Here is an 11,486-nt window from a genome sequence, read left to right on the forward strand (position 1 = left end):
GGAAGACCTGTCGCCGGGCCGGGACGTTGCGCCAAATAGACAACCATCGGGGTTTCGGTTATCCCGCTGAGACTGAGCCCCTCACCCATCAGGGCGAATCCGCCGCCGCTCGTCGTCGTTATTGCCGCTCCACCGCCGTACCAAACCCCCAAGCCCATTTGAAATGCCGCAATTTCATCTTCGGCCTGCTCGACGCAGATACCAAAATTTCGGCTCTGTTTCGCTAAAAAGTTCAACACTCCCGTAGAGGGGCTCATCGGATAGCTGCAGATGAAATTACATCCCGCCGCAACGGCTCCGAATCCGATCCCGTCCGTACCGCTCAAGAAGAAAGCAGTTCCATTCTTATCGGAGAGATTCGGCTCGATACAGTAATCACACTTCCCGTTATTTTGCGCCAGCTCTGCGCCGATATCCAACGCCTTGAGATTCACCACAAGCAATTCGTCGCTGTACAGCTCCATGATAATCTCTCGCAAAACCTTTAGGTCGCATCCGAGCATTCCGAATACGAGCGCTGCGGCAATCGTATTGGAGACGATCGGGTTGCCGATACTTTTGGCCAACGTTTTCAGATCGTAATCATAAAGAGTACAGTCGCACTCAAAATCCCCTTTTTTCGCAATCACGCATGTCTCTTGACGTATCCGCTCCTGCGCATGAAAAAAAGCGTCTGTATCCAGTGGAACGAAAATGTCCACTTTAAAATCGACAGCATTTACCGGCCGGTTGGATATTCGTATCAGCGTCGTATTACTGCCGCCTCTGATTCTGGACATAAACTCTTTGGTTGAAAACGTATAAAACCCTGAACGTTTGAACCCTTTGGTCAAAAGAGTCTCAATACTCGCAATCCCCTGCCCCGCACTCCCCCCGATCAATACCGAAACCGAATCTCTCATACTCTCGCCCCCCAGGTGATTTTTCCGCCGTAATACCCGACAATCGTAATCGAGATGACCGTTATAAAAATAATGGAGTGATACATTATTCCATCTATCCCTGTACTAAAAGGGACATCGGGGTTCAGCAGTTTTTGAATCAGCGGGATAACACCGATAATAAGGGTGAATAAAGCCCCGATCAATTTTATAAGAAACGGTTTGGCAGCCGAAAAATTATAATTGATCCACCAGCTGAAAACTCCGCTGATCAACGCAAAAAATCCCATGACAGTAGCAATCAAAAACGATAAAAAAACAGCCGCTTCATATTCAGTGGAGGGATTAGCTAAAAACAAACCATCCGCAAATGCACTGAAATAGTGCAGCGCTATCGGAAAATGAACCGCGGCGGGATGGGGATGGTATTTGACATACCATTGGCGATACCGCTCTTTTTTATCTATCGTAGTTATTGTAGGAGAGGGGATGAATACGCCGACACACGGATAATGTTCAAATACCTCATCGCTGTGGGGCGCATTTGCCATTTCAGCGCTCAGATCACGCCCCGCAAAATGTTTTTTAAAATGGGTCCCCTCTTTCCAAAATTTGGACGAAGTGACATCGTATACCTTCCCATTGTAGGCGATATAAGCGGGCATACCATCCCGACCGTTGTACCCTCGAAGCTCTTCCTCACTCAATTGCTGCATAAATTCCTGCTCTCATTTGGTTACAGATACTTTAGTCCAACTTGGTAAATGCAACAATATAAAATAAAATTAATTTAAAAATTTATTGTTTAGCCTCAAACGCACTCACCACCTGCCGCATTTTAAGGAGCGAATCGGGGTTAAGAGAGATCGAATCGATCCCCTCCTGAACTAAAAATCGGGTAATTTCCGGATAATCCGAAGGTGCCTGTCCGCAGATGCCGATGTATTTTCCCCGCTCTTTACACGCGCGTATCGCCATGGAGAGCATCCGCGTCACCGCCTCGTTACGTTCATCGAACACCGCCGCAACGAGAGTACTGTCACGGTCCACTCCCAAAGTAAGTTGGGTGAGATCGTTGCTGCCGATACTGTAGCCGTCGAAAATTTCCAAAAACTGATCGGCTAAGATAACGTTAGAGGGGATTTCGCACATTGCGTATATCTCCAAGCCGTTCTCTCCCTGCACCAACCCCGCTTCGTTCATCACGGCTATCGCCTTGCGCCCCTCTTCGGGGGTACGGACGAAAGGGAGCATCACTTTGACATTAGTGAGCCCCATATCATCGCGCACCCGCTTCAGCGCTTCGCACTCCCACTCAAACGCCTCCCGGTATTGCTCCGAATAATAACGGCTGGCCCCCCGAAAACCGATCATCGGATTCTCTTCATCCGATTCATACGCCGCACCGCCAACCATGTGTTTGTACTCGTTCGATTTAAAATCACTGGTACGAACAACTACAGGACGAGGATAAAATGCCGCTGCAATCATCCCTACCCCCTCGGCGATTTTGTCGATAAAAAACTTCTTGGGGTCGTCGTATCCTCTCATAGCCGCTTTTACCGCTTTGAGATCACGAATTTTCTTACCGCGATAGAGTTCCACCAACGCCATCGGATGCGCCTTGACAGTGTTGGTAATGATAAACTCCATCCGAGCCAACCCTACCCCGTCATTGGGAAGTTTTGCCACTTTGAACGCACTGTCGGGATTCCCGACATTCATATAGAGTTTTGTTTTTGTCGGAGTGAGGTTCCCCAGATCAATTTGGGTAATCTCATAGGCAATCAACCCCTCATAGACCCGACCGTTCTCCCCCTCGGCACAACTGACCGTCACCGCTTCCCCCTCACGAAGAAGCTCGGTCGCATTGATCGTCCCTACGATGGCGGGAACACCGATTTCGCGTGCAACGATGGCGGCATGACACGTCCGCCCTCCGCGATTGGTGATAACGGCAGAGGCTTTTTTCATAATCGGTTCCCAATCGGGATCAGTGATGTCGGCGACAAGAACATCTCCCGTATTAAAACGCTCCCCCTCACCGGGTGAGTGGATAATCTTGACACTTCCCGAACCTATTTTTTCCCCGATGGCTTTGCCTCCCAAGAGCACTTTAGCCTTGATCTCCTCTTTGAAGCGGTATTGCTCCAGCGTATTGTTGCTGAGTTTACGGCTTTGAACCGTTTCCGGTCGCGCCTGAACGATAAAAAGCTCTTGCGTAATACCGTCTTTTGCCCATTCGATATCCATCGGGCGGTATTCCCCTGCAATAGCGGTGTAATGCTCTTCGATACTCAGCGCATAACGAGCCAGTGTCGCGACCTCCGTGTCGTTAATCGAAAAGCTCTCTTGCAGCTCTTTTGGAGTGGAGAGATTCATCGTATGGTGACGCTCATCGTAGGTCATCGTCAGTGCTTTGGAACCGAGCTGACGTTTGAGGATGGAGACTTTGTTTTCTTGAAGAGTCGGTTTAAAGAGATAGAATTCATCTGGGTTGACCCGACCGCCGACGATGTTCTCGCCAAGCCCCCAAATGGAGTTAATGAGGATCAGATTTTCCGAGCCGTTTTCGGTATCGATGGTAAACATGACACCGCTGCTGGCCAAATCGCTGCGCACCATTTTCTGCACCCCTACCGAGAGGGCAACGGCAAAATGGTCATACCCGCGACTGTTGCGATAACTGATCGCGCGGTCGGTAAAGAGTGAGGCAAAACATCGCTTCACATGCTCGATGAGCATCGTCTCCCCGCGTACATTGAGATAACTCTCCTGCTGCCCCGCGAAACTCGCATCGGGTAAATCTTCCGCCGTCGCCGACGAGCGTACCGCTACATCCACCGACGGCGTGCCGTATTCGCTTTCCATAGTACGGTAGCTTTCGGCAATTTCGGCTTTTAACGTTTCAGGCATTTCACCGCTAAGCATCAAAGAACGGATAGAGTCTCCGCATCGGTTAAGCGCTTCGATATCGGTAAGATCAATCCCTTTGAAAAACTCCCGGATCTTGGGTTCGAAACGGTTATGTGCGATAAAAGCACGATACCCCTCCGCCGTTACGGCAAACCCTTCGGGAACTTTGACCCCCAGCGGTTTGAGAGACCCTATCATCTCCCCCAAAGAGGCATTTTTTCCGCCGACTAAAGCAATATCCTTTAATCTCAATGAATCCAGAGTGCGAACATAATTCATATCATCTCCTTTTCTCTTCTTCTTAAGAGTAGGATACCATAGAACTTCATATTTAAAAATAGGTAGAAACAACCTTGATATGTTCTGGTATTTCCAATGAGGAATTTATCAGCAAAGCAGTACTCCACACACCCGCATCAACCGTAGTCGGGGCAATAATACTCACCTGAGAATAACGTTTTGAAAAGTCGGAGAATGAGACAATATGCGATATTTTTTCAGATTCAATCGTCGCATAGCGCTTGGAATGTCCCGAAGTGCACAAAGATACGTCATTCAACTCGACTTCCATCAGATTTTGTTCAAAATTCGTAGGGTCTTCTATCCCGATTTTCCACGAAAACTCCTGACATTTGCCTATGGCGGCTATATCGCCTCCGAAATTAACCAATGCCGATGTAATACCCAAGGACTGAAGGATAAACATGCTCTGATCGACCGCATACTCTTTAACCAAACCTCCGAGATCGATTTTTGTATGTTCATTCGCAAAGCTCAAACGATTCCCTTCCAACAGGATATGCTCTGAGGAGGCAAAAGGGATTAGGAGCTCTTTTTGACGAGAATATTCATGATATGAGGGGAGATTGGAGAGATTTTTGAGTGTCCCCGCCGTAGCAATATCAAAAGCTCTTTGGGTGACCTCGGCATAAAAAATGGCTAATCGGATCAGTCCTGCCAGCTCATCGCTAAGGAGATGATGATTCTCTGTACGTTCATTGAGCTTGTAAATTTCAGAGTCGTTTCGGAAAAAGCTATAAAGAGATTCAAGGCGTTTAGCGTTTTCAAAAACGGCTTTTGCAACAGCATTCGCTGCCGATGAACTCGGTGCATCAATATGAAGCTCGCACGGCGTGCTGAAAGCTTCAAACTGATAGGGATGCACCGATGACCGTTATGCAGTCGCGAGGGTTGTCGAACTGCTCGCTGCTGCGGCGTTGGCGTTGCTGCTATATGCCGCCATTACCCGCTGTAAAAGAGCCATCTGCATTTTCGACAATGATGCTTCTTCGGATGTGCTTTGAGCCGTATCCGCTGTCTGAGAAAGGGATTGCGAGGACGTATCCAAAGCTTCCGGTTTATGGTGATGACCGCCATGAGCTTGTTTGCCTTGCGATTGCTGAAGGGCTTTCATCAACTCATCCGCACTGATAGCGCCGTCACTGTTGCCATCGACACTCCCGAATACAGAGCCGGCATCATTGTAATTTTTACCTGTTTTTTCAGCCAATGCCTGCGCTGCCTGCGAAAATTCGGTTTTATCGATAGTTCCGCTTTTATCGGTATCCAATGCCGACAGAAGATCATTAGCCGCTTCTTGCATCTTAGACGTATAATCGGCCTTTCCGCTTGCACCGCTTTGACCTTGGACACTGCCTTTACCGTAAGACTGTGATGAAGCCGCCCAGGAAGCTCCGCCATTGATTGTCATGGTATCTCCTTTGAAAATAAAACACATATGGGAATTCTCAAAACCTTACAAGATCCGTCTTACGGCTTTTAGCGCTTCGAATATGCTGTTATGTACAAGCAAAAATCATACCGAAGAATGTTGCGATAAGCTTCTTAGCGTTACCATACGGTATTAAAATACTTAATCGGATAACAACTGTATGCACACGATTCTCCTCACGACGCTTAATGCCCGCTACGCCCATACTGCATTAGGTCTGCGCTATCTCTATGCCAATATGCATGAGTTACAACCGATGGCAAAAATCGTCGAATTTACGATGAACGAACAAATACAGAGCATCGCCGAAGATTTACTAAAATACAACCCCCGCATTATCGGAATCGGTGTCTATATTTGGAATGCCGCACAGTGTTCGGAATTGATCCAAACCCTCAAAAAAGTCTCTCCACAGACGATCATCGTCCTCGGCGGACCTGAAGCTGGGCATCTGCCACACCGTGTCGATCTTAGCCATGCCGATTACATCATCAGTGGCGAGGGGGAAGTGGCATTTTACGAGTTGTGTAAAGAGTTGCTTTCTCCCGTTCATGGTGAGCTTGTCGAACCATCTACCCTTCGACAAGCTCAGGGTGAACGGAGTCCTCATTTTATCAAAGCCCCTCTCCCCGATCTCAAATCGATTCACCTCCCTTACAGCGCCTACAATGACGAAGACGTAGCACACCGTTATATCTACGTCGAAGCCTCACGGGGATGTCCGTTCGAGTGCGAGTTCTGCCTATCCTCAATCGATGAAAAAGTACGCAACTTTCCTCTCGATGAACTGCTCGAAGAGTTTGAAGTTCTTTGGGAGCGGGGGGCGCGAAGTTTCAAATTCATCGACCGTACCTTCAATCTCAATATGACGTTTGCCAACCGTATATTAGATTTTTTCCTCTCCAAAGAGCCACCTTACTTTGCCCATTTCGAAGTGATCCCCGATCATTTCCCCGAAGTCCTGAAAGAAAAAATTGCCCGTTTTCCCGCAGGATCACTGCAGCTTGAGATCGGTATCCAGACCTTAGACCCTCTCATCGCAAAAGGGATCAATAGACCTCTTAAAGTGGAAAAAATTTACGATAATCTCCGCTTTTTGGAAAACGAAACCCATGCACACATGCACCTCGATCTGATCGTCGGACTTCCGGGAGAGAGCATCGAAGGATTCGGCCGCAATCTCGATACTCTTGTCTCTCTTACCCACAGCGAAATCCAAATCGGAATCCTTAAAAATCTCTCGGGAACTACCCTTTCCCGCCACGATAAAGCCCATGGAATGATCTACTCCGATACACCCCCCTATGACATTCTTCAAAATGATCTGCTCAGTTTTAGTCAAATTCAAAAAATGAAACGGTTCGCCCGCTTTTGGGATATTTTTTACAACAGCGGAAGTTTTAATAAAACCGTTCCTCTGCTGTGGAATGAGGGGAAAGTATTTGATGGGTTCTATGCCTTTAGCCTCTGGATATACGATCAAACCCTCTCCACATGGAAAATATCACTAGAACGTCAGATTGCGTTGATTCATGCCTATCTTATAGAACGTCACGACAAAGAGATTGTCGAAGCGGCTTTGATGGACGACTTGTCACAACGGCCGGAAAAAACCATTCCGTTCTTTCTACGCCAATCCGCCCAAGAAAAAAAGGTTAAAGAGACGAATACGGTGACGCCGAAACGGCAAGCCAAACGCACTTAGCCTTCACCTTAAAATTTCAAGCTAATACCGCTTCATTAATCATTTGGCAATGAGTTTAAGATATAACTATCAGTAATCTATCTCTAAACAAAGGATACCCATGAAAACGTTTATATTAGCCGGATTACTCATTGTCAGCAGTGCATTTGCAGAATGTACCTATTACTCTGAAAATGCAAAAGTGACATGGAAAGCGTTCAAAACCTATGAAAAAATTGGAGTGGGCGGAACATTTGATCATGCCACATTCTCACCGAAATCTGCTAAAACGGTAGAAGAGTTTCTTACCCAAAGCCATATCACCATTCAGACGGCAAGTATCAACTCGGGAAATGCCGGAAGGGATGCGACCCTCGTCTCCTCATTCTTCAAAGTGCAAAATGTTGACTCGATCACAGCAAAGATTGCCTCTGCGAAAGATTCCAAAGCACAAGTAGAAATAACGATGAACGGGGTTACCAAAACAATCCCGATGAGTTATGCGGTGCAAGAAGGGAAAATTGTGGGAAAAGGGGTAATTGATCTCAGTGACTTTAGCATGCTAAAAGCACTGCAATCCATCAATACGACCTGCTTTAACCTCCACGCCGGAAAAACATGGCAGGACGTAGAGATCGGATTTGAAATCCCGGTAGCCAATAATTGCTACTAAATATTTCTCGAAAGAGAAATATTTACCAGTTTCGTATCCGCATATGGCATGAGGTACATTGCTTCAATAACTGAGAATAGTCATCCAAAGCCTCATCCATATGCCCCGCTTCGATCGATGCTATCATATCATCGGAATAAAGTCTGAGCATACTGGCAGTTTTTTGGGCAAATTTATAGGCATATACCTGATCTTTCGGAAGGATAAATTTAATCTCTTCACTCTCAAGCGTTTTCAATGTCCCTTGAAGTTTTTTAACCCCTAATTTCATATCCTCAGTTGAACTGTATAACCCTCCGCGCTGAATTTGTTCCATCGCATCGAGCATACTGCGCATGTCTTTCATCAACATTGTTCGATGAACTCTCTCAGCAGCTTCGCTGGAAGACTTATCAGCGGCAAAAAGAGCTGAACCTGATAGACAAGAGGTGAGTGCCAATGCCATTAATACTTTGTTCATACGTGCACCTTTAGTATTGAATAATTTCTTTGGAATATTCGGTCAATTTTACGGTTTTTGCCGAAATAGAGACAAGCTGTTTTGCTTGTGCCACTCCGCCGTAAAACTCTTTAAATTCAGGCTTGAAGGCTTTGAAATAGTCTTGAAATTTATCGGATCCCAATACACCGACCGCCCAGATCGTATCATCAGCAGCCACTTCCAAAATAACAGCGGCAAGAGGCTGAGTCGCCGCACCACCTAAAACTTTGGCACCCGCCTGAGCATCATAGGCTGAGAGATGGGAAGAACAGACAATAATACCGCTTTTAGTGTAGGCCATCGTCGGTGTTGCTTTAGGGACATATTTTATAAAGCTGTCATTCGGCGTCGGATGAGTTAACTGATGGGCGCAAATAGCACTGTATGCCACGATGGTGCGTTCTTTTCCCACACCGCTTTTCCATACATAATCTTCGCCCGCTTCCGATTTTAACGCCACTTCCTGTTGCGTTGCTTCGGGAAGATTGACAATCAAGCTCGGTGTAGAGGCAAAAGGGTAATTAAAAATATATGTAACCTCTTTTTCAAGGGCAGACGCTTTAATCGGAACACCCGAACTGTCTACAATTTGTGCTTTTTCATACGCCGTATACAATCGACCGTCATCCGCGCGCAACGTCCCGCGAATCAATGAAGGGTTCACCGCTACAATTGTAGCCCCCGCCGCCATAACTTTCAAAAAACTTCTACGTTCCATGCGCATCATTCCAATAACTGATTATTTCTTTTGTTGAGACAACAGTCTCTCACCCTGCAGGGGTGATGGCTACCGATTTTTGTGCTTTATCCTCATCCGAGTTTACGAAATCAATAACCAGCGTACCCGGACCGGTCACTTTGAACGGAAACTGTATGACGGGATTTTGACTCGTCGCGACATCCAACTCGAATGAAGCTACAATGGCCCCGTTATAGGTAGCCGTAATCTCTTTCAAATAAAAACGGGGAAAGGTTTTGCCCGACTCTTTGTCTTTGGTAAAACCGGTATCCATTTTATGTATAACGATGATTTTGGCTTTCACCACATCGCCGACTTTATAATTTTGATCTAAAATTTTTACTGTTCCGCGTAATTCCATTCCAATCTCCTTATCAACCGCATCCGCCGAGAGCGACTCTGACATTTTGTGATACTTTAAAAATTTTCCCTCTATTGCTCTTTGCCAAGATAACGACATCTTGCGTTTGACCCATTTTGACATTAACGTACAAATACGCGATCCCGTTCGCCGGAGTCAAATCGAATGAGATTGCTTTATTCGCTTTGTTCTTTGTCGTCAAAACCGTAATATTGCTAATGTAATTATCGGCAGTCATCGGATGATTAATCGTCACTTCGACCGGAACGACCGCCCCATTTTCAGGTGCTTCAGGAATATTCAGAGCCATGATCGAACTGCCGTCTTCTGCTGTTTTTCCTGATAAATAGTCATTGATCAATTCAGTAAACGGCATCTCTACCGCCTCTTCCGCCGCACTTAATCCGTGACGAAAAAAGATCGGATTCAATAAACCGATTGTGGCAAGGGCAAATGTCCCTTTGATAAAACTGCGTCTTTGCATATCTTCCTCTCTTTCAAAAAAATCATCTTGTCTCACCAAGACAAATCTAAACAATCCGCAATTGCTTGAATCTGCCTTGCACGGGGAACCCGTGCAAGAAGAGTGATTTAAAAGAAGTCTCGGTAAAGACCTTTACCCCATTCGACAAGACCTTTACCGCCGGCAAGACCGTCAGCTCCGTCCCATTTTTCCATTGTTCCGGCATTGGCGAATCCAAACGATTTTTTCGTTTCATCGTATGCATATTCAGCATGTACTGAAATAGCGCGCATCGGATCGCCCGCAACCGCAGAATAACATACGGTAAGCGGAGATGACCATGTTTTTTGGCTGAGCTCTTCACCCGCAAGATATTTAACAATATTTTTGGCAACGATTTTACCCTCGGTATTCGCGGTATTCGCTGATTTAGAGAATCCCATCGGACGAACGTCACCCGTACAGAATACGTTTTTATCACCGATAACCTGGTACGTAAACGGATCGATGTTCGCTTCACCTTTGTTAAATACGCTGTCTTTGGCTACACCGGCGATTTCAAGCAGTTTGTTACCGCGAACGCGGCTGTAAAGTGCTGCATCGGTGAAATCAATCTCTTCACCGAGTTCAGTGACGATTTTTTGTTTATTCGGATCGATACTGGTAATAGTAGTACTTGGCATATACGTAATGTAATCTTTATACAGCTTCTCAAACGCAGAGTGGAAACCGTCGGCTTTAATCGTGATATTCGGATTTTCGTCCAAGATCACCACTTTTCCTTTGATTTTATTGCGTTTCATATAATCCGCGATCAAGCAGCTGCGCTCATACGGTCCAGGCAAACAACGGTAGTTTCCGCCCGGAACGGTTTGAACAAACACACCGCCTTCCATGTTTTCGATTTTCGATTTTAGTGTTAACGTTTCGCTACCTGCGATAAATGCACCCGGGAATTTGGTTCTAAGTGCCGTTTCGAGTTCAAGATCGCCGTTGGTCCATTTTGAATAATCATAATCAATCCCCGGAGCCAATACAAGAACATCGTATTTTATGATCCCTTCGTTGGTATATACCGTTTTGGAGGTACGATCAATTTCGTGTGCGGTCGCTTGCAAAAATGTATAGTTGCCGTTGCGAGCGCCCTCTAGAAAATCATGTGTGATAAAATCCAAAGGCAAAACACCCGTCGCTACCAAGTTGCTAATAAAACCCGACATAAATACGGAACGTTTGTCCATCAAAACAACATCAACTTTCGGATTAGCTTTTTTGACATATTTAGCAATCGTCAAACCTGACGGTCCCGCACCTACGATAACAACACGCGGCCCTTTTGCTGCAGGGATCGGAGCCGGTGAGAGCAAAATATTTTGCGTTGCCGCTTTTGCACCCCCTTCGTTCCCTTTTGCGTAACCGCTTGCTGCTGCTGTTACTGCAGCCAACCCGGTAAATTTCATTGCATCTCTTCTTGATAGCGCCATCGTTAACCCCTTCGTTAAGTATAAGATTTTTGTATCAGTCGGCAGTGTATCCGCGCTAACCTTAATGCTTTT

The 11,486-nt window shown here is 46.2% G+C and carries 12 protein-coding genes; 2 read left to right on the forward strand and 10 right to left on the reverse strand.

The annotated features are described in order from the left end of the window. From Q0C19_RS07780 to Q0C19_RS07800, 5 genes are all read right to left on the reverse strand, one after another. On the reverse strand, positions 1 to 902 hold a 902-nt coding region (locus Q0C19_RS07780), incomplete at its 3' end, for a 2-oxoacid:acceptor oxidoreductase family protein (protein WP_295054796.1). Continuing rightward, positions 899 to 1,597, reverse strand: a complete 699-nt coding sequence (locus Q0C19_RS07785; protein WP_295054798.1) for a cytochrome b5 domain-containing protein — start codon at positions 1,595 to 1,597, stop codon at positions 899 to 901. The genes Q0C19_RS07780 and Q0C19_RS07785, both read right to left, overlap by 4 nt. Positions 1,598 to 1,679: 82 nt before the next feature. Continuing rightward, positions 1,680 to 4,076 carry a phosphoenolpyruvate synthase gene (gene ppsA / locus Q0C19_RS07790; RefSeq protein ID WP_295054801.1) on the reverse strand — a complete coding sequence of 799 codons (2,397 nt, stop codon included), beginning with the start codon at positions 4,074 to 4,076 and terminating at the stop codon, positions 1,680 to 1,682. A gap of 52 nt (positions 4,077 to 4,128) precedes the next feature. Continuing rightward, positions 4,129 to 4,962, reverse strand: a complete 834-nt coding sequence (locus tag Q0C19_RS07795; RefSeq protein WP_295054804.1) for an FAD:protein FMN transferase — start codon at positions 4,960 to 4,962, stop codon at positions 4,129 to 4,131. Between the two features lie 9 nt (positions 4,963 to 4,971). Next, complete coding sequence (locus tag Q0C19_RS07800) at positions 4,972 to 5,508, reverse strand: EF-hand domain-containing protein (RefSeq protein ID WP_295054807.1); 537 nt, start codon at positions 5,506 to 5,508, stop codon at positions 4,972 to 4,974. 181 nt (positions 5,509 to 5,689) lie between these two features. On the opposite strand from Q0C19_RS07800, the gene Q0C19_RS07805 reads away from it, so the two are divergent. Both Q0C19_RS07805 and Q0C19_RS07810 read left to right on the forward strand, forming a co-directional pair. Beyond that, on the forward strand, positions 5,690 to 7,234 hold the full coding sequence (locus tag Q0C19_RS07805; RefSeq protein ID WP_295054809.1) for a B12-binding domain-containing radical SAM protein: 1,545 nt from the start codon (positions 5,690 to 5,692) through the stop codon (positions 7,232 to 7,234). Positions 7,235 to 7,334: 100 nt separating this feature from the next. Further along, complete coding sequence (locus tag Q0C19_RS07810; protein ID WP_295054812.1) at positions 7,335 to 7,886, forward strand: YceI family protein; 552 nt, start codon at positions 7,335 to 7,337, stop codon at positions 7,884 to 7,886. A gap of 22 nt (positions 7,887 to 7,908) precedes the next feature. On the opposite strand, the gene Q0C19_RS07815 is transcribed toward Q0C19_RS07810, so the two are convergent. The 5 genes from Q0C19_RS07815 to Q0C19_RS07835 form a co-directional block, all read right to left on the reverse strand. Further along, positions 7,909 to 8,346 carry a hypothetical protein gene (locus Q0C19_RS07815; RefSeq protein WP_295054813.1) on the reverse strand — a complete coding sequence of 146 codons (438 nt, stop codon included), beginning with the start codon at positions 8,344 to 8,346 and terminating at the stop codon, positions 7,909 to 7,911. Positions 8,347 to 8,356: 10 nt separating this feature from the next. Beyond that, complete coding sequence (locus Q0C19_RS07820; protein WP_295054815.1) at positions 8,357 to 9,085, reverse strand: sulfur oxidation protein; 729 nt, start codon at positions 9,083 to 9,085, stop codon at positions 8,357 to 8,359. 49 nt (positions 9,086 to 9,134) lie between these two features. Next, entirely contained in the window at positions 9,135 to 9,512 is a 378-nt protein-coding gene (locus tag Q0C19_RS07825; protein ID WP_295054817.1) for a thiosulfate oxidation carrier complex protein SoxZ, read from the reverse strand. Continuing rightward, positions 9,481 to 9,951, reverse strand: a complete 471-nt coding sequence (locus Q0C19_RS07830; RefSeq protein ID WP_295054820.1) for a thiosulfate oxidation carrier protein SoxY — start codon at positions 9,949 to 9,951, stop codon at positions 9,481 to 9,483. The genes Q0C19_RS07825 and Q0C19_RS07830 overlap by 32 nt, the downstream gene beginning before the upstream one ends. A 107-nt stretch (positions 9,952 to 10,058) precedes the next feature. Then, positions 10,059 to 11,414: an FAD/NAD(P)-binding oxidoreductase gene (locus Q0C19_RS07835; protein ID WP_295054824.1), complete on the reverse strand. Its 1,356-nt coding sequence runs from the start codon at positions 11,412 to 11,414 to the stop codon at positions 10,059 to 10,061. Between the last annotated feature and the right edge of the window lie 72 nt (positions 11,415 to 11,486).

The sequence above is a fragment of the Sulfuricurvum sp. genome (assembly GCF_023250475.1).
In the GTDB taxonomy this organism is placed as follows: Bacteria; Campylobacterota; Campylobacteria; order Campylobacterales; family Sulfurimonadaceae; genus Sulfuricurvum.

Excerpts from the sequence above, each read along its gene's own strand:
- Q0C19_RS07830 (WP_295054820.1), bottom strand. The coding sequence starts at position 9,951 with ATGCAAAGACGCAGTTTTATCAAAGGGACATTTGCCCTTGCCACAATC.
- ppsA (WP_295054801.1), bottom strand. The coding sequence starts at position 4,076 with ATGAATTATGTTCGCACTCTGGATTCATTGAGATTAAAGGATATTGCT.
- Q0C19_RS07800 (WP_295054807.1), bottom strand. The coding sequence starts at position 5,508 with ATGACAATCAATGGCGGAGCTTCCTGGGCGGCTTCATCACAGTCTTAC.
- Q0C19_RS07820 (WP_295054815.1), bottom strand. The coding sequence starts at position 9,085 with ATGGAACGTAGAAGTTTTTTGAAAGTTATGGCGGCGGGGGCTACAATT.
- Q0C19_RS07785 (WP_295054798.1), bottom strand. The coding sequence starts at position 1,597 with ATGCAGCAATTGAGTGAGGAAGAGCTTCGAGGGTACAACGGTCGGGAT.
- Q0C19_RS07835 (WP_295054824.1), bottom strand. The coding sequence starts at position 11,414 with ATGGCGCTATCAAGAAGAGATGCAATGAAATTTACCGGGTTGGCTGCA.
- Q0C19_RS07805 (WP_295054809.1), top strand. The coding sequence starts at position 5,690 with ATGCACACGATTCTCCTCACGACGCTTAATGCCCGCTACGCCCATACT.
- Q0C19_RS07810 (WP_295054812.1), top strand. The coding sequence starts at position 7,335 with ATGAAAACGTTTATATTAGCCGGATTACTCATTGTCAGCAGTGCATTT.
- Q0C19_RS07825 (WP_295054817.1), bottom strand. The coding sequence starts at position 9,512 with ATGTCAGAGTCGCTCTCGGCGGATGCGGTTGATAAGGAGATTGGAATG.
- Q0C19_RS07815 (WP_295054813.1), bottom strand. The coding sequence starts at position 8,346 with ATGAACAAAGTATTAATGGCATTGGCACTCACCTCTTGTCTATCAGGT.